Genomic DNA, 25,742 nt, shown 5'->3' on the forward strand with positions numbered 1-25,742 from the left:
GCGTCAAGAACAGAAAATCCCCCATCGTTTTGCGATGGGGGATTTTTTTTGCCGGCGTGCGCCGGCGGGCGGGTTACGCGTAGGCCTCGACCGGCAAGCAGGCGCACACCAGATTACGGTCGCCGTAGGCGTTGTCCACGCGCGCCACCGGCGGCCAGTACTTCGCCTCGCGCAGCGACGCCACCGGATAGGCGGCCTGCTGGCGCGGGTAGTCGTGCAGCCATTCTTCGGCCAGCAGCATCTGCGCGGTGTGCGGCGCGTTCTTCAGGACGTTGTCCTCGCGGTCGCGTTCGCCGCGCTCGATCTGGGCGATTTCCTCGCGGATCGAGATCATGGCGTCGATGAAGCGGTCCAGCTCGGCGCGGCCTTCCGATTCGGTCGGCTCGACCATCAGCGTGCCGGCGACCGGGAAGCTCATGGTCGGCGCATGGAAGCCGTAGTCCATCAGGCGCTTGGCGATGTCCTCGGCGCTGATGCCGCTGGTTTCCTTGAGCGGACGCACGTCCAGGATGCACTCGTGCGCGACGCGGCCGTCGCGGCCCGCGTACAGCACCGGGTAGTGGTCGCGCAGGCGCGTGGCGATGTAGTTGGCGTTCAGGATGGCCACTTCGGTGGCGCGGCGCAGGCCGTCGGCGCCCATCAGCGCGATGTACACGTAGGGGATGGGCAGAATGCCGGCCGAGCCGAAGGGCGCGGCCGAGACCGGGCCGACCTTGGCGTCGCCCGACAGCTTGCCCTGCTCGTTGACCACGCCCGGCAGGTACGGCGCCAGGTGCGCGCGCACCGCCACCGGACCCACGCCCGGGCCGCCGCCGCCGTGCGGGATGCAGAAGGTCTTGTGCAGGTTCAGGTGCGACACGTCGGAACCGAACTTGCCCGGCTTGGCCACGCCGACCATGGCGTTCATGTTGGCGCCGTCCAGGTAGACCTGGCCGCCGGCCTGGTGCACCAGGTCGCAGATTTCGGTGACGGCTTCCTCGAACACGCCGTGGGTCGACGGATAGGTGATCATCAGCGCGGCCAGCTTGTCGCCCACCTGGGCGATCTTGGCGCGCAGGTCGGCCAGGTCCACGTTGCCGTTGGCGTCCGAGGCCACCACCACCACATCCATGCCGGCCAGCTGGGCCGAGGCGGGGTTGGTGCCGTGCGCCGAGGCCGGGATCAGGCAGATGTTGCGCTGGTGCTGGCCGTTGGCCTGGTGGTAGCCGCGGATCGCCAGCAGGCCGGCGTATTCGCCCTGCGCGCCGGAGTTCGGCTGCAGGCTGATGTTGTCGTAGCCGGTGATTTCGCACAGCGCGGCCGACAGGCGGTCGATCAGGTCGACGTAACCCTTGCTCTGCTCGGCCGGCGCGAATGGATGGATCAGCGCGAATTCGGGCCAGGTGATGGGGATCATCTCGGCCGTGGCGTTGAGCTTCATGGTGCACGAACCCAGCGGGATCATGGTGCGGTCCAGGGCCAGGTCCTTGTCGGCCAGCTTGCGCAGATAGCGCAGCATGTCGGTCTCGGACTGCACGCTGGAGAACACCGGATGCGCCAGGATCGCGCTTTCGCGCGCCAGGCCGGTCGGGATGCCGCCGGCGGCGGCCGCGTCCAGCGCGTCGAGGTCGAGTTCGACGTCGTCGCGCTGCAGGCCGGCGGCGAAGACGTTGACCAGCGCCTGCAGGTCGGCGGCGGTCACGGTTTCATCCAGCGACACGGCCAGGCGCGCGCCGTCGACGCGGCGCAGGTTGATGCGGGCGCAGTCGGCCGCCGTCACGATGGCGGGCGTGGCCGCGCCGGTTTCGAGCAGCAGCGTGTCGAAGAAGGTATCGTTGGCGACCTTCACGCCCAGCTTGACGAGCTCGGCGCGCAGGATGGCGGTGCTGCGCTGCACGCGCTCGGCGATGCGGCGGATGCCGGCCGGGCCGTGCCAGACGGCGTACATGCCGGCCATCACGGCCAGCAGCACCTGCGCGGTGCAGATGTTGGAAGTGGCTTTCTCGCGGCGAATGTGCTGTTCGCGCGTCTGCAGCGCCAGGCGCATCGCCGGGTTGCCCTGCGCGTCCTTGGACACGCCGACCAGGCGGCCGGCCATGTTGCGCTTGAAGGCGTCCTTGCAGGCCATGAAGCCGGCATGCGGGCCGCCGAAGCCGAACGGCACGCCGAAGCGCTGGGCCGAACCGATGGCGATGTCCGCGCCCCACTCGCCCGGCGCGACCAGCAGGGCCAGCGCCAGCAGGTCGGTGGCCACGGCCACGATCGCGCCCTGCGCGTGCGCGGCCTCGGCCAGTTTGCGGTAGTCGGCCACCGAGCCGGTGCTGTGCGGGTACTGCAGCAGCACGCCGAAGCACTCGGGCAGGCCTTCGGCCTCGTCGCCCACGGCCAGTTCGATGTCCAGGCCCTCGGCGCGCGTGCGCACGACTTCGAGGGTCTGGGGGTGCACATGGCGCGAGACGAAGAACACCTGGCTCTTGGACTTGGCGCTGCGGCGCGCCAGGGTCATGGCTTCGGCCGCGGCCGTGCCTTCGTCCAGCAGCGAGGCGTTGGAGATGTCCAGCCCGGTCAGGTCGGCGACCATGGTCTGGTAGTTCAGCAGGGCTTCGAGGCGGCCCTGCGAGATTTCGGGCTGGTACGGCGTGTAGGCCGTGTACCAGGCGGGATTCTCGAGGATGTTGCGCAGCACCACGTTGGGCGTATGGGTGCCGTAGTACCCCTGGCCGATGTAGCTGCGGTAGACCTGGTTGCGGCCGGCGATCTGCTTGAGCTCGGCCAGCACGTCGGTTTCGCTGCGCGACTGCGGCAGCGCCAGCGGGGCCTGGCTGCGGATCTTGGGCGGCACGACTTCGTCGATCAGGGCGTCCAGGCTGGGGCTGCCGATGACGGCGAGCATGGCGGCCTGGTCGGCGTCGGAAGGGCCGATGTGGCGGGGAATGAAGTCGGTATGGGTGTCTAGGGCGCGCGACATGGGGGGAGATCTCGGGATGGCGGGGACGGACGCGATGGCGGCTTGCGCGGGCGGACGGACCTCCCGCGCAAGAACCGGCTTAGCCGTTGGCGACGGCTTCGTAGCCGGCGGCGTCCAGCAGCTTGTCGGCGTCGGCGGCGTTGACCGGCTTGATCTTGAAGATCCAGGCGGTGAAGGCGGATTCGTTGATCAGGTTGGGGTTGTTTTCGAGTTCTTCGTTGAACGCGACGATTTCGCCGGCCACGGGCGCGTAGATGTCGGAGGCGGCCTTGACCGACTCGACCACGCCGGCGGTCTCGCCGGCCTTCAGCTGGGCGCCGACCTTCACGTCGCCGACGAAAACCAGGTCGCCCAGCTGGTCCTGGGCGGTATCGGTGATGCCGACGACGAACACGTCGCCCTCGGCTTTGACCCATTCATGGGACTCGGTGTACTTGCGATCGGTGGGCAGACTCATGGGAGCTCCTGGGAATACGGGTAGATGAATGGTGTTGCGCGCCTCGCGCGGGCGGCCATGGCGTCCCGCGCGAAGCTTCGAGTTTACGAGTGTTCGACGGCCTTGCCGTTACGCACGAAGGGCAATTTGCAGGCCAGGGCGGGCACCCATTTGCCGCGGATATCGACCTCGACCGTGTCGCCGGGCTTGACGCTCTGCGGCAGGCGGGCGAAACCGATGGACACGCCCAGCGTGGGCGACATGGTGCCGCTGGTCAGCTCGCCCATGCCGTCCTTGGTGCGCACGGCCATGTGCGCGCGCATGACACCGCGTTCCTGCAGCTTCAGGCCGAGGAAGGCGGCCGGGGTGGCGAACTGTTCCAGCGCCTCGCGGCCGATGAAGCGGCGCTCGGCGTCCTTCAGCGACACCGTCCAGGTCAGGCCGGCCTGGTTCGGCTGGATCAGTTCGTCCATGTCCTGGCCGTAGAGGTTCATGCCGGCTTCCAGGCGCAGCGTATCGCGCGCGCCCAGGCCGCAGGGACGCACGCCCTGGGCGGCCAGGTCGCGCCACAGCTGCACCACTTCGGTGGCGGGCAGCACGATTTCGAAGCCGTCCTCGCCGGTGTAGCCGGTGCGGGCCACCAGCGTGTCGTCGCCGACCACGGCGGCCACGAACGGGGTCAGCGGCTCGGTGGCGGCCTGCCAGGCCGGGCGCGCGGCCCACACCTTGGCGCGGGCGTTGGGGCCCTGCACGGCCACCATGGCGAGGTCGCGGCGGGCCGTGATGGCCACGTCGAAACCGCCGGCCTGCTTGACGCGCTGCATCCAGGCGATGTCCTTGTCGGCGGTGCCGGCGTTGACCACCACACGCCATTCGTCGGCAGCGAAGAAATAGATGATGAGATCGTCGATCACGCCGCCCTGCGGGTTCAGCATGCAGCTGTACAGCGCCTTGCCGGGCACGGTCAGCTTGGCCACGTCGTTGGCGACCAGGCGCTGCAGGAAGGCGAACGCGTCCGGGCCGGCGATGTCCACGTTCAGCATGTGCGAGACGTCGAACATGCCCGCGTCCTGGCGCACGGCGTGGTGCTCTTCCAGTTGCGAGCCGTAGGCCAGCGGCATGTCCCAGCCGCCGAAATCGACCATTCGGGCGCCGGCGGCGACGTGTTCTTCGGCTAGCGGGGTGCGTTTGAGGGTTGCGGACATGCGCGGAAACTCCGGGGCGGCTTGGTTGCCAGGGTTACGGAATGCCGGTGGTGCCAGGCGGGCTGCGCCCTGCACTACGGCTGAATCTTCCGCCCCTCTGTCCTTTTGCCTGAGAGTTGCCCCGCTAGGCGGGTTTGCACCTTCGGCGCCTGGGCTGCTCGACATGTCCCTTGTTTCAGGGGCGGCGCCAGGTCTCTCCAGAGTACTGTTTTGCCGTGTCCACGCGGTGATAAACCGGGACGGGGCAAGCATGGGCGGTATGGGTTACCTGAGCGATTCCGGGCGAATTGCGCCTTCGGCGGCGGCCGGATGGACAGGCCGCTCTCTCCCGCAACATGCGTGACAGCGGCGAAAGCATACAACGAAAGCCATCGGCAGGGAATGGGAACCGCGGCCCGTGCTAACCCAACGCGGTATCCAGCAGCATCATCAGCACGAAGCCCAGCATCAGCCCGCAGGTGGCGTAGACCTCGTGCCCCTTGCGGTGCGACTCGGGGATGATCTCGTGGCTGATGACGAACAGCATGGCGCCGGCGGCGAAGCCCAGGCCCCAGGGCAGCATCGGCGCCGACCAGCCGACCACGGCCGCGCCCAGCACCGCGCCCAGGGGCTCGACCATGCCCGACAGCATGCCCAGCGCCGCCGCGAAGGCCCGCGGATAGCCCGCGGCCAGCAGCGCCACGGCCACCACCAGCCCCTCGGGGATGTCCTGGATCGCGATGCCGGTGGCCAGCGCGGTGCCGCGCAAGGGATCGTTGCCGGCGTAGCCCACGCCGATGGCCAGGCCTTCGGGCAGGTTGTGCAGCGTGATGGCGAACACGAACAGCCAGGTGCGGCGCAGCCGGTGCGCCTCGATGCCTTCGCGTCCCTTGATGAAATGCTCGTGCGGCAGCGTGCGGTCCATGAGCAGCAGCACCGCGGCCCCCAGCAGCACGGCGCCCGCCACCGTAAGCCCCGCCCCCCAGGGGCCGTAGCCCAGCCCGCGCGCCGCGGCGATGCCGGGCGCCACCAGCGAGAAGGCGCTGGCCGCCAGCATCACGCCGGCGCCGAAGCCGAACATGCTGTCCTGCAGTTTCTGCGGGATGCTGCGGGCGAACAGGATGGGCACGGTGCCTAGCGCCGTCGCGGCGGCCGCCACCAGCCCGCCCAGCAGGGCGTCGGCCACGTGCGGCGCGCGCACGTCCAGGTACGCCCACAACTGGTGCAGGGCCAGGCAGGAAACCAGCACGGCCAGCGTCCAGACGCTGATGCTGGTGGCGGCGGGCCGCACACGATGGCGGCTGAAGGTATTCATACGGCGCTGCCCTCCTTCAGAGAGTCGCGTTCAGCGCTGCGCCGCGGCGTAGCGGCGCGCCACTTCAGGCCAGTTGACGACATTGTAGAAGGCCGCGATGTATTCCGGCCTGCGGTTCTGGTACTTCAGGTAATAGGCATGCTCCCAGACGTCCAGCCCCAGGATGGGCGTATTGCCGTGCATCAGCGGGCTGTCCTGGTTGGCGCTGCTCTCGACCGTCAGCCGGCCCTCGGGCGTGACCGAGAGCCAGGCCCAGCCGCTGCCGAAACGGGTCAGCGCGGCCTTGGTGAACGCCTCGCGGAACGCGTCCATGCCGCCCAGCTCGGACGCGATGGCGGCGGCCAGCGCGCCGTCGGGCGCGCCGCCGCCGGCCGGCGACATCACGGCCCAGAACAGGCTGTGGTTGGCGTGGCCGCCGCCGTGGTTGCGCACCGCGCCGCGCACGGCCTCGGGCAGCTGCTCCAGGCGCGCCACCAGCGCTTCGACCGGCTCGTCGGCGGCGATGCCCGCCCCTTCCAGCGCGGCGTTCAGGCTGTTGACGTAGGTCTGGTGATGCTTGCTGTAGTGGATCTCCATCGTCATCGCGTCGATGTGCGGCTCCAGCGCGTCGTAGGCGTACGGCAAGGGGGGCAGTGTGTAGGCCATGTGTATCTCCGTGGGTGCCGCGCCCAAAATAGGACGGGCGAACTCAATCCTTGAAATACAAATGATATTTATTTTTATTTAACGTCGCAACGCCGATATTTCCATCCCGGCCATAGCCGCGCGCTATCGGCGCCGCCGCCCTACAGCGCGCGCCCGCAGGCCACGCCCGAGGCCCAGGCCCACTGGAAGTTGTAGCCGCCCAGCCAGCCCGTGACGTCCACGGTTTCGCCGATGAAATAAAGGCCGGGCACGGCCTTGGCCTGCATGGATTTCTGGTCCAGGCCGCGCGTGTCCACGCCGCCGCGCATGACTTCGGCCTTCTTGTAGCCGGCCGTGCCGCTGGGCACCAGCGTCCATTGGTGGATGTCCTGGGCCAGCGCGCGCAGGGTCTTGTCGGGCGCGTCGGCCAGGCGCAGCGCCGCCAGCCCGGGCTTGCCGGCCTGCTCGGCCAGGTGCAGCCAGCGGTCGGCCAGGCGCTTGGGCCACAGCCCGCCCAGCACGGTGTGCAGCTGCTGGCGGTTGCCGGACTTCGAGGCCAGCAGCTCCGCGGCCAGGTCGCGGCCCGGCGCCAGGTCCACCACGATGGGTTCGCCCGGCTTCCAGAAACTGGATATCTGCAGGATGGCCGGCCCCGACAGGCCGCGATGGGTGAACAGCAGGTCTTCCAGGAATTCGCCGCGCGCCTTGCCCTGCCCCGTGTGCAGGCCGACTTCCAGCGCCACGCCGGACAACTCCGACAGCGGCTGCCATTGCGCGGCATCGAAGGTCAGCGGCACCAGGGCGGGCCGCGGCTCGACCACTTTCAGGCCGAACTGGCGCGCGATCTTCAGGCCGAAGTCGGTGGCGCCCAGCTGCGGAATCGCCATGCCGCCGGTGGCCACCACCAGCTTGGCCGCGCGGATCGTTCCCTGGCCGGTGTGCAGCGTGTAGCCCTGTTCGCCGTGGCCGATCTCGGCCACCGGACAGTTCATGCGCCACTGCACCGAGCCGGCGTCGCATTCGGCGCGCAGCATGTCGATGATGGATTCGCTGGAATCGTCGCAGAACAGCTGGCCGCGGTGCTTCTCGTGCCAGGCGATGCGGTGACGCTTGAGCAGCGCCAGGAAGTCCTGCGGCGTGTAGCCCGCCAGGGCCGAGCGGCAGAAATGCGGGTTCTCGGACAGGAAGTTGGCCGGCCCGGCGCCGATGTTGGTGAAGTTGCAGCGTCCGCCGCCGGAGATGCGGATTTTTTCGGCCAGGCGCTGCGCGTGGTCGACCAGCACCACGCGCAGGCCGCGCTGGCCGGCCACCGCTGCGCACATCATGCCGGCGGCGCCGGCGCCGATCACGGCTACATCGAACATCGACACGCGCGACCCGTCACTCTTCCTTCAGGCAGTCGACGTAGTAGCGCTTCTCGCCGTCCTCGCCCACTTCGTCGGCCAGGCCGTGGATGTAGGTCTCGAAGCCGGGGAAGCGTTCGTTGAACTCGCGCGCGAACTGCAGGTACTGGACGATGGTGCGGTTGAAGCGCTCGCCCGGGATCAGCAGCGGGATGCCCGGCGGGTACGGCGTCAGCAGCACGCCGGTGACGCGGCCTTCCAGCTTGTCGATCTCGACGCGCTCGACCTCGCGGTGCGCCATGCGGGCGAACGCGTCCGAGGGCTTGAGCGCCGGAACCATATCGCTCAGGTACATCTCGGTGGTCAGGCGGGCCACGTCGCGCTCGCGGTAGGCCTCGTGGATCTGCTGGCACAGGTCGCGCAGGCCCATGCGCTCGTAGCGGCGATGGTCGCGGCAGAATTCCGGCAGGATGCGCCACAGCGGCTGATTGCGGTCGTAGTCGTCCTTGAACTGCTGCAGGGCGGTCAGCAGCGTGTTCCAGCGGCCCTTGGTGATGCCGATGGTGAACAGGATGAAGAACGAATACAGGCCGGTCTTCTCGACCACCACGCCGTGCTCGGTCAGGTACTTGGAGACCAGGGCGGCCGGGATGCCGGTTTCGCCGAAGCTGCCGGACATGTCCAGGCCCGGGGTGATGACCGTGGCCTTGATCGGGTCCAGCATGTTGAAGCCTTCGGCCAGGTCGCCGAAGCCGTGCCAGTGGTCGTTGGACTCCAGGATCCATTCGTCGCGGTTGCCGATGCCTTCGGACACCAGGCGGTTCGGGCCCCAGACCTTGAACCACCAGTCGTTCTTGCCGAACTCGGATTCCACCTTGCGCATGGCGCGGCGGAAGTCCATGGCCTCGCGGATGCTTTCCTCGACCAGCGCGGTGCCGCCCGGCGGCTCCATCATGGCCGCGGCCACGTCGCAGGACGCGATGATCGCGTACTGCGGCGAGGTGGACGTGTGCATCAGGTAGGCTTCGTTGAAGACGTTGCGGTCCAGCTTGCGGGTCTCGGATTCCTGCACGATGATCTGAGAGGCCTGCGAGATGCCGGCCAGCAGCTTGTGCGTGGAGTGCGTGGCGAACACCATCGCGTCCTGGCTGCGCGGGCGGTCCTGGCCGATGGCGTGCATGTCCTGGTAGAACTCGTGGAAGGACGCATGCGGCAGCCAGGCCTCGTCGAAGTGCAGCGTGTCGACGTAGCTGCCGAGCTGCTTCTTGATCATTTCGACGTTGTAGATGACGCCGTCGTAGGTGCTCTGCGTCAGCGTCAGGATGCGCGGGTTCTTGTTCACCGCCTCGCGCGCGAAGGGGTTGGCCTCGATCTTCTTGCGGATGTTGTCCGGGTGGAATTCTTCCAGCGGGATCGGGCCGATGATGCCCAGGTGGTTGCGCGTGGGGCGCAGGAACACCGGGATCGCGCCCGTCATCGTGATGGCGTGCAGGATGGACTTGTGGCAGTTGCGGTCCACCACCACCACGTCGCCGGCGGCGACGTTGGCGTGCCACACCACCTTGTTGGAGGTGGAGGTGCCGTTGGTCACGAAGAAGCAGTGGTCGGCGTGGAAGATGCGCGCCGCGTTCAGTTCGGATTCGGCCACGGGACCGGTGTGGTCCAGCAGCTGGCCCAGTTCGTCGACCGCGTTGCAGACGTCGGCGCGCAGCATGTTCTCGCCGAAGAACTGGTGGAACATCTGGCCGACCGGGCTTTTCAGGAAGGCCACGCCGCCGGAGTGGCCGGGGCAGTGCCACGAGTACGAGCCGTCCTGCGCGTACTTGACCAGTTCGCGGAAGAACGGCGGCGGCAGGCCGTCGACGTAGCTGCGCGCTTCGCGGATGATGTGGCGCGCCACGAATTCGGGGGTGTCCTCGAACATGTGGATGAAGCCGTGCAGCTCGCGCAGGATGTCGTTCGGAATGTGCTCCGAGGTGCGGGTCTCGCCGTACAGGTAGATGGGGATGTCGGCGTTGCGGAAGCGCAGCTCGCCGATGAAGGCGCGCAGGTTCTTGATCGCGCTGGCCACGTCCTCGGGCGAGTCCTCGTCGAATTCCTCGTCGTCGATCGACAGGATGAAGGCGCTGGCGCGGCTCTGCTGCTGGGCAAAGGAACTCAGATCGCCATAACTGGTCACCCCGATCACCTCGACGCCCTCGGCCTCGATCGCGGCGGAAAGGGCGCGGATGCCCAGGCCGGACGCGTTCTCGGAACGGTAGTCCTCGTCGATGATGAAGATGGGGAAGCGGAATTTCATGCGGGCGCTCCTGGGGGCAAGGCGGAATCGGTCGCGTACGGCGACACGAATGTACAGCTGGTAAAAATCCGCCTGATGACAGACGGCGCGAGCACCCGCCGGGGCGGCGGGAATGGGCGAATTGTAGGGCGGTTTTTCCTGCAGACCTAAGGGAAATCCCGAAATACCCCGAACGCCGTTGTGATCACGCTAAAACCCGCCCCGGCCGCGCCGGCCCGAACGCCCCTGCTCAGCCCCGCAGGCGCCGCCGCACGTCGTCGCGCGGCGCGTAGCCGATGGTCGCGCGCCCGTCCTCCACGTCCCAGGCGCTGCCCTGGTTGGCCGACACCCCGTTGACGATGACGCTGCCGTCGGGCCAGCCCGAGGCGTCCGCGGTCAGGGCGGCGACCAGCAGGCGTTCGAAATCGCCGTTGGACAGCCACATGTCGTGGAACCACGCCAGGGCGCGGCGGGCGGGCTCGTCCAGCGCCTGCGGGTCGGGCGCGCGCCGGTGGGCCACGCCGGAATACGTCATGTCGCGCGGATCGTTGTCGCCCGGCAGGATCCAGCCGATGCGCGCGGCCACGGTGGACAGGCGGCCGCCGGTCATGGCCGAGCACGCGCGGCACAGGCGCTCGCCCATCTCCTTCGAGGTGGCGTAGGCCAGCGCATGCACTTCGCGTTCGCCGTCGAACCAGCGCGTGCCCGGCGCCGGTTCGCAGCGCACCGTGAGCCTGCCCGGCCCCATCGAGGCGGCCAGCGGCTCGTCCTTGTAGCCGCCCATGACGTGGTTGGACGAGGAGAAAAACAGCCGCCGCGCGCCGTGCGTGGCGGCGGCCGTCAGCACGTTCAGGGTCATGCCGTAGGACGCCAGCGCCTCTTCCCAGCTGGCGTCGGGCGTGGAGTGGCGGGCCGCCAGGTGCACCACGGCGTCCACGTCGGCGAAATGGCGGGTCCAGGCCGGGTCGGGACGCTCCAGGTCGGCCGCGACCAGCGTCAGGCGCTCGCGCAGCGCCGGATCGAACGCGCCGGCGTCGACCTGCACGTCGATGCCGGTCAGCTGCGCGCACCAGGGCTGGCGCGCCAGGATGGCCAGGGCCTTGCGGCCGAGATGGCCGGCGGCGCCGGTGACGAGGATGCGGGCGGGCGGTGGGGGCATGTCAGTCTCCTGGTGGCGCATCGCGTTCGGGCAGCGATGCAGGCGACCTGGTAGGAGCTGAGGCCAGGCGTGGGCCGATCCAGTGTCTGGAAAACCGGCGGCGCTGTCAATGCGCCGCCCGCCGGCTGCTAACGGATGGTGCGGGCCTCGCCCGCCTGCAGCGCCGCCATGAATTGCTCGAAATAAGGCGGAATCGCTTCGGCGGCGCCGTAGCGGATGCGGCGTTCGACCTTGGCGATCGCGCCGAAGCAGACTTCGGTTCCGGGTTCGCCGCAGACCAGCACCACCGGGTCCTCGTCGTCGCACACTTCGTACAGGCCGCCGTGCGCGCGGCGTCCGACCTCGTAGAGGTAGGCGGCGGCGCCGACGGTCTGCATGGGGGTAAGAGGCAGGTTGCCCAGGTGGGCGGCCTCCAGCGCTTCATCGAGCGCGTGCACGCTGGATGGTGAGTAGTCCAGCACTGCGCCGGTCTGGCCGGCGGCTTGGACAAAGTCCTGCGCGGCATCCGCCACGCGCGCTACGAATTCTTCCTGGACTTCGTTGCGCTTGGCGTCCTGGTTTATCTTGAGGAAACCGAACATCGATGGCTCCTTTGTGAAAACCGCAAGCGGCATTGAACCCATTATAGGCAACCCGACCCTCTATACTGCCCCAAACGCCCTCAAAACGTTACCTATTCCCAACACTCTCTATGTCCCCTCCCCTGGTCCGTCGCCTGGTTCCCGCCGATGCCGCGGCCCTGCGCCAATTGCGCCTGGACGCGCTGGTCGAAACGCCCGAATCGTTCGGATCGAGTTACGAAGAGGAACACACCCTGACACTGGAAGACATACGCGCCTGGATCGCGCCGGCCAACGACGGCGCGATGTTCGGCGCGTTCGACGGACCGGCGCTGGCGGGCATCGTGGGGGTGTCGCGGCAGGGCAAGCTGAAGATGCGCCACAAAGCGCACATCTGGAGCGTCTACGTCGCGCCCGAGCGCCGCGGCCGCGGCCTGGCGCGGCTGCTGATGCAGGCCGCCATCGCGCACGCCGCGACCATGCGCGGCATCCGCCACGTGCAATTGAGCGTGACCTCCAACAACGCCGCCGCGGCCGCGTTGTATCTCGGCCTGGGCTTCGTCGAATACGGGCGCGAGCGCGAGGCCCTGTGCGTGGACGGCCGCTACTACGACGAAACCCTGATGACGCTGGCGCTGCCGGCCCGCTGAGCGCCCCCGACAACCACAGAAGCGACTCCCATGCGTATCCTCGTCAATATCGACGTGCCCGAGCTGGAACCCGCCATCGATTTCTACCGCCGCGCCTTCGGGCTGCGGCTGCAACGCAGGCTGGGCTCCAAGGTGGCCGAAATGCGCGGCGCCGAAGCGCCCATCTACCTGCTCGAAAAAGCCGCCGGCACGCCCGCCGCGGGCGCCACGCGCCAGCCGCGCGACTATGCGCGGCACTGGACGCCGGTGCATCTGGACGTGGTGGTGGACGACGCCGATCTCGCGGTCGAGCGCGCCGTCGCGGCCGGCGCGCGGCTGGAAGACCCCGCGGTGTCGCATGACTGGGGCCGCATCGCGCACCTGAGCGATCCGTACGGGCACGGCATCTGCATCCTGCAGTTCCTGGGACAGGGCTATGACGCGCTGGCGCGGCCGGCGCTGCGCTACGAGCCGGTCGGCGAAGCCGATTTCGAAGCCCTGCTGGCGCTGCGCATCGAGGCCATGCGGCCCAGCCTGGAGCGCCTGGGGCGCTTCGACCCGCAGCGCGCGCGCTCGCGCCTGCGCGCCACGTTCCGGCCGGAACATACCTGGTCCATCGAGCTGGACGGGCAACGGGTGGGGTTTTATGCGCTGCGCCCGGACGGCGACGGCCTGCGCCTGGACCATCTGTACCTGCGGCCCGACGCCTCGGGCCAGGGCCTGGGCGGCCAGGTGCTGCGGCGGATACTGGACGAGGCCGACCGCCTCGGGCTGCCGGTGCGCGTGGGCGCGCTGCGCGGCAGCGACTCGAACCGCTTCTACCGCCGGCATGGATTCGTCCAGACCGGCGAAGGCGAATGGGATATCGATTACCTGCGGCCGGCGCCCGCGCCGGCCGGCTGAGGCATCAGGTGCGCGGCAGCGTCACGCCGCGCTGGCCCTGGTACTTGCCGCCGCGGTCGCGGTACGAGGTTTCGCAGATCTCGTCGCTTTCCAGGAACAGCATCTGCGCGCAGCCTTCGCCGGCGTAGATCTTGGCCGGCAGCGGCGTGGTGTTGGAGAACTCCAGCGTCACGTGGCCTTCCCATTCGGGTTCCAGCGGCGTGACGTTGACGATGATGCCGCAGCGCGCATAGGTGCTCTTGCCCAGGCAGACCGTCAGGACGCTGCGCGGGATGCGGAAGTACTCGACGGTGCGCGCCAGCGCGAACGAATTGGGCGGGATGATGCAGACATCGCCCTTGAAATCCACGAACGAGCCTTCGTCGAAATTCTTGGGATCGACGATGGTGGAATTGATGTTGGTGAAGATCTTGAACTCGTCGGCGCAACGCACGTCGTAGCCGTAGCTGCTGGTGCCGTAGCTGACGATGCGCCCGCCATTGGCCGTGCGGACCTGCCCCGGCTCGAAGGGTTCGATCATGCCGGCTTCGGCCTGGCGGCGGATCCAGCGGTCGCTTTTGATGCTCATGGTGGCAATGGTGCTAGGGGATGGAATGGCCGTCATTTTATCCCGAGCGGACGGCCCCCGCCCGAGGCGGGGGAACGGCGCCGTCCCCCTCAGTTGCCGAAGAAGGTCCGGTACACCAGTTCGATGCCGTTGACCGAGCCGCCTTTCAGGTCCAGCGACAGGCCGCGCGCCAGGCGGTAGCTGGCCCGCCCGACGGTGTCGCTGCCGGCCAGCGCCTGCTCGACGCTGAGCGTGATGCCGTTGGCGAAGGACTTGCTGGCCACCAGGAATTGCGTGGCCAGCTGGCTGTCGCTGTCGCGGTTGACTTCGCCGGCCACGGTGCGGTCGGGCAGCAGGCTGCCCGAACTGCCGATGTTGCCGGTGCGGATGCTGACGTCGTCCAGCCCGAACTGCTTGTAGAACGGCTGCCCGCCGCCCAGCAGCGCCGTGCCCACCGACATCAGCAGCGCGGCGTCGCCGCCGCTTTCGTCGGGGCCGCGGCCCAGCAGCAGCCAGGACAGCTTCTCGACGTCGCTGACGTCCGGATAGGACACCAGATCGATGCGCGGGCGCTGGGCGGTGCCCACCACCTTCACGCCGGCCTCGACCTGCTCGCCGGTGCGCAGGGCCTCGATATCCAGCAGCGGATTGTCCAGCCGCCCCTGGAACGTGAGCGTGCCGCGGCTCAGGCGCAGCTTCTGGCCATAGGCCTCGATGCCGCCGCCGCGCGTGCGCAGCTGGCCCCAGCCGGTCAGCCGGCCCTCGTTGAGCCGGATCTGGATGGCGCCCAGCAGGCCGGCGTCCAGCCCCATGCCGGTGATGTAGAAGCGCGGCCCCATGTCGAACTTGAGGTCCATGCTGGTCTGCAGCGGGGTGGACACCGTGTTGGGGTCGTCGCCGGCGCGGCGCACCTTGACGTCATCGTCCAGCGACGGCACGCCCTGCAGGATCTCCAGGCTGAACCAGCCGGCGTCGGCCTTCAGGTCGCCCACGATCTCCAGGCGCGGCATGGCCGCCTTCAGGTCGATGGTGCCCGACACCATGGCGTAGCGGTCCGAGCGCTGCAGCGCCGGGAACCGGTACAGGGTCAGGCGCACGTTGCCGCCGCCGTCGATGAAGTTCCATTGCCCCTTGGCCTCGGCGTAGCCATCCTTGGCGCCGGGGTTGGTGGTGATCCATTCCTTGGTCCGCCATTCCGCCGGCATGACCCGCAGCGAGGCCGGAAAGCGCAGGCTGTCGAGCACCAGCGTGTCGCCGTTCACGCGCGCGGCCAGCGTGCCGTCGATCAGGCGCACGCCGTCGTCGATCCGCACCACCCGCAGCTTGTCGCCGCGGATATTGCCGCTGGCGCTCCATTTGCCGGCCAGCGTGCCCTGCGCCTCCAGGTTGGCCTTGAGCGTGCCGCCGACTTCCATCGTGTCGCCCACGAACAGGCCGAGCCAGCCCAGGTCGGCGATGTCGGCGTCGAGCTTGGCGCGCAGCGGCTGGCGCGCGTCCAGCGCCATGCCGCCCTTGGCGTCGACCAGCAGCACCGCGCTGCCGGTGCCGCTGACCACGCCCATCTTCTCCGTGACCACGTTGAGCTTGGCGTCCAGCCGGCTGGCGTTGGCCGAGATGGGCGTGGCGTTCAGGTCCAGCACCAGCGTGCGCAGGCCCAGCGGCGTGGGCGGATCGCCCGGGATCAGCAGGTCGCCTTCGCGGCGCGACAGCCGCGCGGCGCCGGCCAGCCGGCCGTCGAACTTCAGGTCCCACAACGCGTCCAGCGCGATGCGGCGCTGGCCCTCGGGAATCATGGCGTTCACGCGCCCCGGGCGCTTGCCCAGCCGCGCCGCGGCCTCGGGATCGAGCGCGGCGGCCACCTGGCGCGCCATGGCGGCGGTGATGACCAGATTGTCGGCCTGCCCGGCCGTCTCCCAGCGCTTGCCGCCGCCGCGCGAGCCCTTGTGCGCCAGCGTCAGGCGTTCCTTGCCCGGCAGGGTCAGGCTGAGCGCGGTCTGGCCGACCCGCCATTGCCACTGCGGCGCAACGGCCGCCGGCAGATAGGCGACGGCGACCGGCCGGTCCACCGTCACCGTGAAGCCGGCGGTATCGGCGCTCAGGCGCGAGAACTCGCCGCGCCAGCCGGTCAGGGCGGCGTCGGCCTCGCCCTGGCGCCCCAGCCCCCAGCCGCCCGTGAACGTGACGCTGGCCTGGGCCTTGGACGCGCCCAGCTGCTTGGGGCGCGGCTTGGCGGGCGTGTAGCTGGCGGTGAGATCGCCGCGGTGCGCGGCCGCCGTTCCGCTCAGCTTGCCTTTGAGCTCCGCGCCGCCGGGCACGTCCGGCCAGAAAGCATCGAGCTGCGGCGCCTGGACGTCCAGCGCCAGCGCGCTGTCGGCCGCGCCCAGCTCGCCGCTGGCGCGCACGCGGTTGCGCCCCAGCTTCAGGTCCACGTCCAGGCCGTGGATGCGCAGGCCGGCCAGGGGATCGGCCGCGGCGCCGGAGGCCTCGGCGGGCGCGCCGGAGCCGGTCACGTCCACCTGGGCCTTGAGCGCGCCGGCCAGGGCCTGGCGGTTCCAGCGGCTGCCTTCCTCGAAGCGCAGGTCCACGCCGGCGTGGCGCAGCTGGCTCAGGTTTTCGATCTCGGCCTGCACGTCGGCGCGCAGGCTCAGCAGCGCCGGGGGAATGGCCTCGCCCAGCCACGGCGTCAGGTCCAGGCGCTGGGCGCTGAGCGAACCGGTCAGGCGGTCGCGCCCCTGCCCCGGCTGCAGGTCGAACTGCGCGGCCAGCGCGGACTTGTCCGGCAGCGCCATGTTGGCACGGGCGCTGCGCAGCACCAGGGCCGTGCGCGGCGCCAGGTCGGCGACCACGTCCAGCACCAGGCCGGAGCCCGAACCGTCGAGCTTGGCCTGGATGCCGTCCAGAGAACCGGCGGCATCCGCGCGCAGCAAGACCTGACAGGACGGCGCGCCCTCGCCCAGCGCCGGCGGCGGCGCCCCCGGGGCCTGGGTCGCGGCGCGGATCGCGGCCTGTTCCCGGGCCTGCCTGGCGGACACGGGGGGCTTTTTGGGTTGATACCGGTCGCGCAGCCTTTCCGGCTCGCACAGCGGAGAATCGGGGCCGGCGCCGTGCGCCGTGACGTCCAGCCGCGCGGTGAACGGCCAGGGGTCGGCCAGCGCCTGGAGATCGGCCTGGCCGCTCAGGTCGGCCGTGCCAACCTCGTGGCCGACTTGCAGGCTCGCGATGCGCAGCTGCGCGCCGCCGGTGCGCCCGGCGGCGAACGTGGCTTCCAGGCCGCCCAGCGTCACCGGCAGCGGCTCGCCGTCCTGCCGCAGTTCGAAGGCGCCCAGCGCCACCCGGTCGACGGCGATGTCCACCGGCAGTTCGGGCAGCGTGAACGGCGCGTCGTCGCCGGCCTCCGCGGGCGTTTCGGGCGTGGAGGTCAGCGCCACCTGCACCGATTCGGCCGCGATCTCGCGCACGTGCAGCCGCCGGTCGCCCAGCGCGCGCCAATGCACGTTCAGGCTCAGGCCATCGATGCCGATGTGCGTGCCGTCGAAATCCAGCTCCAGCCGGCCCACCGTCAGGCCCCGCAGCAGCGAACCGTTCACGTCCAGCGCCTGGCCGTTCAATTGCTGCGCGGCCGTGGTCAGCAGCAGCCGCGTGCCGTTCTGCGAGCCGGCCAGCCAGAATACGAAGCCGCCGGCCAGCACGGCCAGCATCGCCAGGCCCGGCAGCCACCACACCAGCACATGCCGCAGAAACTTGCGCAAGCGCTTCAAAACGCAATCCCCAGGGAAAAATGCAGGCGCAGGTCGCGCTCGCGCTGGCCGTAGGCGACGTCCAGGAACAAGGGGCCGGCCGGCGTGCGCACGCGCGCGCCGACCCCGTAGCCCAGCGCCAGCGACATGTCGCCGAAGGATTCGGCGGCGTCGCCCGCGTCCACGAACACGCCCATGCCCCAGCGCTCATTGAAGTAGTGGTCGTACTCGATGCTGCCGACCAGCAGCGTGGGCGCGCCCACGATCGCGTCGTCGCGCTTCACGCCGATGCTCTGGTACTTGTAGCCGCGGATCGAGCGCGCGCCGCCGGTGCGGAAACCGAAGTCGTCGGGCACCTGCACGTCGCTCTTGGCCCACAGGCGGCCGACCTCGCCGCGCACCGTGAGCACGTCGCGCTTGCCTATCGGCCACCACTTCTGCGCCCGCAGCCGCAGGCGGGTGTAGGGCTCGCCGGTGTCGAGCGTGACGCCGACGCCGCCGCCCACCGCGATCAGGTTGCCTTCGCGCGGATCGTATTTGTTGTCCACGTCGCGGCGCAGCCACTCGGCCGTGCCGGTCAGCGTGGGCAGCGTGTATTCGTCGCCGCCGTCGATCTTGACGCGGTCGTGCGCCAGCAGCATGCCCCAGCGGGTTTCGTATTCGACCCGGCTGTCGCCGGCACCCTTGCGCAGCTGCGTGCGCGTCGCGCCCAGCGCGTAGCGCGTCACGTCCAGGCCCTCGATGTCGGAGTGGTCGGCCAGCAGGCCGATGGAGTCCTTGTAGCCGCGCTCGGTGGGCGGCATGAAGATGTCCAGGTAGGCGCGCTGGCGCAGGCGGTCCACGCCGAAGCCGGTCTCCATGGTGACCGGCTGGCCGAACACCACGTTCTGGCGGTACAGGCTCTCCAGCCTGGCGCCGGCCGTATCGTCCACGCCCACCGAGACCGACAGCCGCTTGGGCGGCGCCTCGACCACGCGCACCTGCACCGGCAGGGTCACGTCGCCGTCGGAATCGTACTTGGCGGGCGGCGGCGGCACGGCGCCGGACACGGTCGGGTCGCCCGCCGGCGCCGAGGTCGCGGCGTCGGCCGCCCCCGGCGCGCGGGCCCGGTCCGAGACGGGATCGGTGGGCTGGGCGCTCTCGTCGCCAGGCTGCTGCAACGACACGAAGGCGCCGCGAAAAAACGCGGTGGACTGCAGGTCCTGCTGCCATTGGTCGAGCCGGTCCTGGTCGTAGGCCGAGCCTTCCGAGTAACGCACGTAGCGGTCGATCAGTTTTTCCGGCACGCGCTTCAAGCCCAGGACGGTGAGTTCGCCCATGCGCACCTGCGGCCCGCTGTCTATCGTGACCCGCAGCGCCGCCGTGGCCTCGTCGGCCTGGATCTCGGCCTCGGAGGCGGTCATGCGCGCCAGCAGGAAATCGCGCGTGGACACCGAATCCAGCAGCGTGGCCTTGGCCTTGTTCCAGTCGCTGTTGATGAACGGCTGGCCGACCTTCAGCTGCCAGTCGTCGCGCAGCTTGCGCACGCGGTCGGCGTACTCCGGACGCGTGATGCGGCCGGTGAATTTCAGGTCCACGGAACCGACGGTCGTGCGCTTGCCCGAGACGATGCCGATGTCCCAGGTTTCGCCGCCGATATCGGTGCCCGCTTCCAGCGTCACCGTGGGCGAGAAATAGCCCTGGGTGGCCAGCGCCGCCAGCGTCGCGTCGCGCGCGCGCCGGCGCAGCCGGTTGATTTCACCGCCGTCCTGGTCTTCGGCCAGGCGCGCGATGGCGTCGACCGCCTCGGTGATGGCCTGCAGCGCGGCCGGCGGCACGCCGCCCGGGTCCACGATGATCTCCGGGCGCTTGGCCAGCGCCTCGCCCGCCATCACACAACATCCTGCCAAGAAGGCGCGCGCTGCCCACCGCATGCTTCAGGTCGGTTGCTGCACGACGATGGACGGGAACTTGCCGGCCATATCGCGGGGAAGCGCGGCCACGCCGGCCGCCAGCTTCCTGGCGATGGCGCGGTACAGCCCCGCGGCTTCGCTGTCTGCGTCGGACACCACGGTGGGCGTGCCGGCGTCGGTCTGCTCGCGGATCGCCAGGGTCAGCGGCAGGCTGCCCAGCCACGGCGTCTCGAACTGCTCGGCCATGCGCTGGCCGCCGCCCGCGCCGAAGATGTGCTCGGCGTGCCCGCACTGCGAGCAGATGTGGATGGCCATGTTCTCGACCACGCCCAAGATGGGCACGTCGACCTTCTGGAACATGCGCAGGCCCTTGCGCGCGTCGGCCAGCGCCACGTCCTGCGGCGTGGTGACGATGACGGCGCCCACCACCGGCACCTTCTGCGCCAGCGTCAGGGCCACGTCGCCCGTGCCCGGCGGCATGTCCACGATCAGGTAGTCCAGATCGCGCCAGTTGGTCTGGCGCAACAGTTGTTCGAGCGCCTGCGTCACCATCGGGCCGCGCCAGATGGCGGGCGAATCGGCGTCGATCAGGAAGCCGATGGAGTTGGCCTGCACGCCGTGGCTGACCAGCGGCTCCATGGTCTTGTTGTCGCGGCTCTCGGGGCGTCCCGAGACGCCCAGCATGGTCGGCACGCTGGGGCCGTAGATATCGGCGTCCAGCAGCCCGACCTTGGCGCCTTCGGCGGCCAGGGCCAGCGCCAGGTTCACCGCCGTGGTGCTCTTGCCCACGCCGCCCTTGCCTGAGGCCACCGCAATAATGTTGCGTACGTTGGGCAGGGGCTTGAGCGTCTTCTGCACCGCGTGCGCCGCGACCTTCCAGGTCACCGAGACCTGGGCGTCGGGCGCGCCGGCGCCGGCCAGCGCGGCTTGCGCAATGCCGCGCACCTGTTCGAGGGTGGCGGCGTCGGCGGGATAGCCCAGTTCCAGCGCCACGGCGACACGCCCGCCGTCCAGTTGAATGTCACGATCTTTTACAGAAACGCCCAGATCCAGACCGGTATTCGGGTCTTGCGCGGCGCGCAGCGCGGCGCGGATGTGTTCTATCGTTATACTCATATCACTGTGGTTCCGTAGACAGCACGGCTTGTGCGGGCCGCCATCCCCTAAAGGATAGCGGATACCCGGGAACCTTTCGCTGCGTTTTCCGTCCGAACTTCATGACCAACACACTTATCCGCTTCTTTCGTGCCGTACTGTTCGCCGCCCTGGCCTTGATCGGCATGGCGATGGCGCTGGTCTTCATGCTTTCCACGGCGATCGCCGTGGCGATCCTGTACGTGGTCGCCAAGGTGCGTGGCAAGCCGTTCGGCGTGCGCGCCTACTGGAGCCAGCGCCAGGGCGCCCGCCCCGGCCCGTTCCAGTCGGCCGCCGCCCCGTTCGCCACGCAGCCGCGCGGCGACGTGATCGACGTCGAAGCCCGCGAGATCCGCTGACGGCGCGGTTCCCGATGCCCGCGGCGCAAACCGCGCGCGGGCATGTTGTGTTTTCGTAACGCCGCGCCCGTAGCGCCGGCCTTACCTCCCCCCGACACCCGATGTCCGCCCGGACCGCCTTGCGCGGCGGGCGGATCGCGCCATTGGGCCGCCCGTCCGGGGCAAGTCTGCGCCGTTGCCCTAAAATGGCCGGCCAACCCCTTTTTCCCCTCAACCTCTATCGACAACCATGTCTCGCACCCTTTTCGTCACCACTGCGCTGCCCTACGCCAACGGATCTTTCCACATCGGCCACATCATGGAGTACATCCAGGCCGATATCTGGGTTCGTTCGATGCGAATGGCGGGCCACACGGTGCACTTCGTGGGTGCGGATGACGCGCACGGCGCGCCCATCATGCTGAAGGCGGAAAAGGAAGGCATCACGCCGCAGGCGCTGGTGGCCCGCTACGCCGCCGAACGCCCCCAGTACCTGAACGGCTTTCACATCCGTTTCGACCACTGGCATTCCACCGACTCGGCCGAGAACGTCGCGCTCTCGCACGACATCTACCGCGCGCTCAAGGCCCAGGACCTGATCGAGACCCGCTCCATCGAGCAGTTCTACGATCCGGTCAAGGGCATGTTCCTGGCCGACCGCTACATCAAGGGCGAATGCCCCAAGTGCCACGCCAAGGACCAGTACGGCGACTCCTGCGAGGTCTGCGGCGCGGTCTACGCGCCCACCGACCTGATCGCGCCGTACTCGGCGCTGACCGGCGCCACGCCGGTGCTGAAGTCTTCCGACCACTTCTTCTTCAAGCTGTCCGATCCGCGCTGCGTCGAGTTCCTGCAGGAATGGACCACCGGCTCGAACGCCGCCGGCGGCAAGCACCTGCAGCCCGAAATGCTGGCCAAGACGCGCGAATGGCTGGGCGCCGACGACGGCGAGGCCAAGCTGGGCGACTGGGACATCTCGCGCGACGCGCCGTACTTCGGCATCGAGATCCCGGACGCGCCGGGCAAGTACTTCTACGTCTGGCTGGACGCGCCGGTGGGCTACCTGGCCTCGCTGAAGTCGTACTGCGCGCTCAAGGGCCTGGACTTCGACGCCCTGCTCGATCCGGCGGGCAACACCGAGCAGGTCCACTTCATCGGCAAGGACATCGTCTACTTCCACGCGCTGTTCTGGCCCGCGATGCTCAAGTTCGCCGGCCGCAAGACGCCGGACGCGGTCAACGTGCACGGCTTCATCACCGTCAGCGGCGAAAAAATGTCCAAGAGCCGCGGCACCGGCATCTCGCCGCTGCGCTACCTCGAACTCGGCATGAACGCCGAGTGGATGCGCTACTACATCGCCGCCAAGCTCAACGCGCGCGTCGAAGACGTGGACTTCAACCCCGACGACTTCATCGCGCGCGTCAACAGCGACCTGGTCGGCAAGTACGTCAACATCGCCAGCCGCGCCGCCAGCTTCATCACCAAGCACTTCGACGGCGTGCTGGCCTACAGCGGCGACACCGCGGCGCTGGCCGCGGAGTACGCCGAGCAGGCGGAATCCATCCGCGCCGCGTTCGAGGCCCGCGAATACAACCGCGCGATCCGCGAGATCATGGCCTACGCCGACCGCATCAACCAGGCGTTCGACACCGCGCAGCCCTGGGTGCTGGCCAAGGGCATCGCCACCGCCGACGACGAACGCAAGGCCGCGCTGCAGGACATCTGCTCGCGCTCGCTGGCGGGCTTCAAGGCCCTGTCGGTGATGCTGGCGCCGGTGCTGCCGGCCCTGGCCGAGCGCGTGGCGCTGGAGCTGTTCGGCGCGCAGGCCCCGTTCACCTGGGCCGACGCCTCGGTGCTGCCGCAGCGCGTGGCGCCGTTCAAGCACCTGATGCAGCGCGTCGAGCCGCAGATGCTGGAAGACCTGTTCGAGCCGCCCGCCGCCCCCGCCGTGGTACCTGGCGGCGAGCCCATCGCCGAGACCATCTCCATCGACGATTTCGCCCGCGTCGACCTGCGCATCGCGCAGATCGTCAACTGCGAGCACGTGGAAGGCTCGACCAAGCTGCTGCGCCTGACGCTGGACGTGGGCGAAGGCCGCCACCGCAACGTGTTCTCCGGCATCAAGTCGGCCTACCAGCCCGAGGACCTGATCGGCAAGCTGACCGTCATGGTGGCCAACCTGGCCCCGCGCAAGATGAAATTCGGCGTCTCGGAAGGCATGGTGCTGGCCGCCAGCCACGCCGACGAGTCGGTCGACGCCGGCATCTACGTGCTGGAACCGTTCCCCGGCGCCAAGCCGGGCATGCGGGTGCGCTAAGCCGAGGGCGCGAGCGCCGGGTCCAGGGCGATGCGTTCGTCGAAGACGAAGCAATTGCCCTGGTAGCCCGGGCCGCCGGTTTCCTCGAAATACTTCAGAATGCCGCCGTCGAGCTGATAGACGTGCTCGATGCCGGCCTCGGCCATGTAGATGGCCGCTTTTTCGCAGCGGATGCCGCCGGTGCAGAAGCTGACCACGGTCTTGCCTTCGAGCTCGGCGCGATGCGCCTGCACGGCGGCGGGAAACTGCGTGAACCGCTCGATGCGCCAGTCGATGGCGTTTTTGAACGTGCCTTCATCCACCTCGAAGGCATTGCGGGTGTCGAGCATGACCACCGGCCGCCCCGCATCGTCCACCCCCTGCTCCAGCCAGCGCGCCAGCGTATGCGCGTCCACGCCGGGCGCGCGCCCCGCCTCGGGGCGGATGGCCGGATGGTTCATGCGGATGATCTCGCGCTTGATCTTCACCAGCATCTTGCGAAACGGCACCGAGGCGCTGCGGCTGAACTTCACTTCCAGGTCGGCGAAGCTTGCGTCGGCCCGCAAGAGGCGCAGGAATCCGTCGATGCCGTCGGCCGAGCCGGCCAGAAACAGGTTGATGCCCTCTTCGGCCAGCAGGATCGTGCCCTTGAGCTGCGCCTGGACGGCGGCGTCCAGCAGGCGCTGGCGCAGCTCGGGCAGGCGGTCGAGGGTGACGAACTTGTAGGCGGCGATATTGACGACGGAAGTCATGGAAAAGCGGGCAAAGGCGGTCGGCGAAACCCGTAATAGTAATCGCTGGCCGCCGGCCCGCTTCAGCGCGGCACGATCTCCTGCTCGACCACGGCGTCCAGCACCCAGCGCACCGACGACGCATCGGCCGGCGGATTCGGGTCGCGCACCTCGACCACGCGCAGGCGGTAGCGGATGCCCGGCTGGAAGCGAAAGCCGGTGATGTCGCCATACCAGAGCTGCCAGGGCTGCGCGGCGCTGTCGCGCACCTGGTAGCACATGGCGCGGCCCGCGCCGGCGCTGCATGGCACGCGCTGCGAGTTCACGTAGACCAGCTTGGTCGGCCCCTGCTGGCCGCCGGCGATGGGATCGGTGCGGCGGCCGAAGTCCAGCGTGTCGCCGGAGCTCAGCACCCAGGTCATGCGCTGCGGATTGTTGACGTTGTCCAGCGAGCTGGCGGTGATGCGCGTCATGCCCGCCAGGAAATCCTGCTCCAGCTTCATGCTGTCGGGCGCGCAGGCCATCTCGGTGGCCACGGGCCGGTCGCGCACGATCAGCAGGCCGTTGGCGACCGTGTAGGAAGCGCTGTACTGGTTGCAGCCGGCGTAGCCCGCCATGCGCGGCGCGCCGCGCTCATGGAAGAAGCTGACCGTCAGCGGCCGCGAACGCGTGGACGCATGCGGCACCGGGCGCAGCGCGCCGCCCGGACGGGTCCAGCGCGCCAGCTCCCAGCCGGTCTGCGCCAGCATGTCGGAAGCCGCGGCCGGCTGGAAGCGCGGGTCCTGCCCGCCGACGGCGCGCTCGGGCGTCGACGAGCAGGCCGCGAGGCCCGCCAGCAGCAGGCAGGGCGCCAGCCGGCGCAGGGAAACGGAATACGGCATGCGGTTCTCTTACGGCGTGGGCGGGTCCTGGCGCCGCGCGAACTCCAGCACGTCGCCGCCGCGCAGGTTGAAGGTCAGGTGGCGCGGCGCGCCGCCGCTGTCCAGGGTGAAGGTGTCGATGGCGCCCAGGCCGCGCAGGTAATCGGCCTCCAGGCGCGCGCGCTCGGGCGTGAGGCAGGCCATGCGGGTGCTGGCGGGCGCGTCGATGTAGAGCTTGCCGCCCTGCAGCTTGTACGTGCCCATGTAGCGGTTGCAGCCCGAAAAGCCGTTGACGCGGTACTGCTTGCCCTGCGCCAGGAAGGTCAGGCGCACGGGTTCGCCGTTGTCGCCGTGCGGGATGTCGCGCAGCGCGCCGCCCCGCTCGGTCCAGCGCACCAGTTCCCAGCTGGTCTGCGCCAGCGAATCGGCGCTGCTGGCGGCGTTGGCCGCGGCCGCGCCCTGCGGCCGCGCGCCGCCGGTGTTGCCGGCGCAGCCCGCCAATGCCGCAACCAGGCCCAGATACAGCAGCCGGCTACGCGTAGACATCAAGATAGACATGAACTGGGCTCCCAGAAATTGACTACCCCTAACTGTAACCGCCCGCCGCCCCATCCGCCCAACAGCCGAAGCCGAATGCACCATCGCCCGTCTTGCGGCCATCGCTCCGATGGCGCGGCCGGATGCATCGTATGCCGCATGGCGGGGCGGGTGGCGCGCGCGCAGAATCCGTAAAGGGTCTCCCTCCGGCGGGGCCTGGCAGCTCCAGGCTGTGCGGAACGGGCCGCAGGGCCAGACAACATTCCAGGGGACACGGCGATGGGCTTCTTGA

At 69.3% G+C, this 25,742-nt stretch carries 20 protein-coding genes and 2 riboswitches; of the genes, 4 read left to right on the forward strand and 16 right to left on the reverse strand.

Features of this window, described 5'->3' with window-relative positions; all coding sequences use genetic code 11:
• Positions 1–73 precede the first annotated feature (73 nt).
• The 9 genes from gcvP to A6B37_RS12075 all read right to left on the reverse strand — a co-directional run bounded on the left by gcvP (position 74) and on the right by A6B37_RS12075 (position 11,867).
• Positions 74–2,947, reverse strand: a complete 2,874-nt coding sequence (gene gcvP / locus A6B37_RS12035) for an aminomethyl-transferring glycine dehydrogenase (protein WP_111825859.1) — start codon at positions 2,945–2,947, stop codon at positions 74–76.
• A gap of 79 nt (positions 2,948–3,026) precedes the next feature.
• The gene (gene gcvH, locus A6B37_RS12040; protein WP_102774032.1) at positions 3,027–3,404 is read right to left on the reverse strand and encodes a glycine cleavage system protein GcvH; all 378 of its coding nucleotides are present in this window, start codon (positions 3,402–3,404) and stop codon (positions 3,027–3,029) included.
• Positions 3,405–3,487: 83 nt separating this feature from the next.
• Positions 3,488–4,588 (reverse strand): glycine cleavage system aminomethyltransferase GcvT, encoded by a 1,101-nt coding sequence (gcvT, locus tag A6B37_RS12045; RefSeq protein WP_111825860.1) that lies wholly within the window; start codon positions 4,586–4,588, stop codon positions 3,488–3,490.
• An 87-nt stretch (positions 4,589–4,675) separates the two neighbouring features.
• A riboswitch (glycine riboswitch) is annotated at positions 4,676–4,799 on the reverse strand.
• A 34-nt stretch (positions 4,800–4,833) separates the two neighbouring features.
• Positions 4,834–4,929: riboswitch (glycine riboswitch) on the reverse strand.
• 59 nt (positions 4,930–4,988) lie between these two features.
• Complete coding sequence (locus A6B37_RS12050; protein ID WP_102774034.1) at positions 4,989–5,882, reverse strand: ZIP family metal transporter; 894 nt, start codon at positions 5,880–5,882, stop codon at positions 4,989–4,991.
• A gap of 30 nt (positions 5,883–5,912) precedes the next feature.
• On the reverse strand, positions 5,913–6,527 hold the full coding sequence (locus tag A6B37_RS12055; protein WP_111825861.1) for a superoxide dismutase: 615 nt from the start codon (positions 6,525–6,527) through the stop codon (positions 5,913–5,915).
• 140 nt (positions 6,528–6,667) lie between these two features.
• A complete protein-coding gene (locus A6B37_RS12060; protein ID WP_111825862.1) occupies positions 6,668–7,870 on the reverse strand; it encodes an NAD(P)/FAD-dependent oxidoreductase in 1,203 nt (400 codons plus the stop codon).
• 16 nt (positions 7,871–7,886) lie between these two features.
• Positions 7,887–10,148, reverse strand: coding sequence for an arginine/lysine/ornithine decarboxylase (locus A6B37_RS12065; RefSeq protein ID WP_102774037.1), 2,262 nt, complete (start codon positions 10,146–10,148; stop codon positions 7,887–7,889).
• Positions 10,149–10,377: 229 nt separating this feature from the next.
• Complete coding sequence (locus tag A6B37_RS12070) at positions 10,378–11,286, reverse strand: NAD(P)-dependent oxidoreductase (RefSeq protein ID WP_102774038.1); 909 nt, start codon at positions 11,284–11,286, stop codon at positions 10,378–10,380.
• 128 nt (positions 11,287–11,414) lie between these two features.
• Entirely contained in the window at positions 11,415–11,867 is a 453-nt protein-coding gene (locus tag A6B37_RS12075) for a hypothetical protein (protein ID WP_102774039.1), read from the reverse strand.
• A 110-nt stretch (positions 11,868–11,977) separates the two neighbouring features.
• Between A6B37_RS12075 and A6B37_RS12080 the strand changes: the two genes are divergently transcribed.
• Together A6B37_RS12080 and A6B37_RS12085 are read left to right on the forward strand one after the other, a co-directional pair.
• On the forward strand, positions 11,978–12,496 hold the full coding sequence (locus A6B37_RS12080; protein WP_111825863.1) for a GNAT family N-acetyltransferase: 519 nt from the start codon (positions 11,978–11,980) through the stop codon (positions 12,494–12,496).
• A gap of 30 nt (positions 12,497–12,526) precedes the next feature.
• Complete coding sequence (locus A6B37_RS12085) at positions 12,527–13,378, forward strand: GNAT family N-acetyltransferase (RefSeq protein WP_102774041.1); 852 nt, start codon at positions 12,527–12,529, stop codon at positions 13,376–13,378.
• A gap of 4 nt (positions 13,379–13,382) precedes the next feature.
• Here the strand turns inward: A6B37_RS12085 and dcd are convergent, their stop codons facing one another.
• The 4 genes from dcd to apbC all read right to left on the reverse strand — a co-directional run bounded on the left by dcd (position 13,383) and on the right by apbC (position 20,670).
• On the reverse strand, positions 13,383–13,946 hold the full coding sequence (dcd, locus tag A6B37_RS12090) for a dCTP deaminase (RefSeq protein ID WP_043546327.1): 564 nt from the start codon (positions 13,944–13,946) through the stop codon (positions 13,383–13,385).
• 89 nt (positions 13,947–14,035) lie between these two features.
• Entirely contained in the window at positions 14,036–17,623 is a 3,588-nt protein-coding gene (locus A6B37_RS12095) for a translocation/assembly module TamB domain-containing protein (protein WP_168202213.1), read from the reverse strand.
• Between the two features lie 56 nt (positions 17,624–17,679).
• The gene (locus tag A6B37_RS12100; protein ID WP_246842486.1) at positions 17,680–19,533 is read right to left on the reverse strand and encodes a BamA/TamA family outer membrane protein; all 1,854 of its coding nucleotides are present in this window, start codon (positions 19,531–19,533) and stop codon (positions 17,680–17,682) included.
• Positions 19,534–19,578: 45 nt separating this feature from the next.
• Positions 19,579–20,670 carry an iron-sulfur cluster carrier protein ApbC gene (apbC, locus tag A6B37_RS12105; RefSeq protein WP_111825865.1) on the reverse strand — a complete coding sequence of 364 codons (1,092 nt, stop codon included), beginning with the start codon at positions 20,668–20,670 and terminating at the stop codon, positions 19,579–19,581.
• A 101-nt stretch (positions 20,671–20,771) separates the two neighbouring features.
• Between apbC and A6B37_RS12110 the strand changes: the two genes are divergently transcribed.
• Both A6B37_RS12110 and metG read left to right on the forward strand, forming a co-directional pair.
• The gene (locus A6B37_RS12110) at positions 20,772–21,047 is read left to right on the forward strand and encodes a hypothetical protein (RefSeq protein ID WP_102774044.1); all 276 of its coding nucleotides are present in this window, start codon (positions 20,772–20,774) and stop codon (positions 21,045–21,047) included.
• Between the two features lie 229 nt (positions 21,048–21,276).
• The gene (gene metG, locus A6B37_RS12115; RefSeq protein WP_102774045.1) at positions 21,277–23,343 is read left to right on the forward strand and encodes a methionine--tRNA ligase; all 2,067 of its coding nucleotides are present in this window, start codon (positions 21,277–21,279) and stop codon (positions 23,341–23,343) included.
• Here the strand turns inward: metG and A6B37_RS12120 are convergent.
• The 3 genes from A6B37_RS12120 to A6B37_RS12130 all read right to left on the reverse strand — a co-directional run bounded on the left by A6B37_RS12120 (position 23,340) and on the right by A6B37_RS12130 (position 25,471).
• Positions 23,340–24,074, reverse strand: coding sequence for a sulfurtransferase (locus A6B37_RS12120; protein WP_102774046.1), 735 nt, complete (start codon positions 24,072–24,074; stop codon positions 23,340–23,342). The two genes, metG and A6B37_RS12120, sit on opposite strands and share 4 nt — an antisense overlap.
• Before the next feature lie 62 nt (positions 24,075–24,136).
• Complete coding sequence (locus A6B37_RS12125) at positions 24,137–24,934, reverse strand: META and DUF4377 domain-containing protein (protein ID WP_111825866.1); 798 nt, start codon at positions 24,932–24,934, stop codon at positions 24,137–24,139.
• A gap of 9 nt (positions 24,935–24,943) precedes the next feature.
• Entirely contained in the window at positions 24,944–25,471 is a 528-nt protein-coding gene (locus tag A6B37_RS12130) for an META domain-containing protein (protein ID WP_102774048.1), read from the reverse strand.
• Positions 25,472–25,742: the final 271 nt, after the last annotated feature.

It is taken from the genome of Achromobacter sp. HZ01, from assembly GCF_003267925.1.
In the GTDB taxonomy this organism is placed as follows: Bacteria; Pseudomonadota; Gammaproteobacteria; order Burkholderiales; family Burkholderiaceae_B; genus Achromobacter; species Achromobacter pulmonis_A.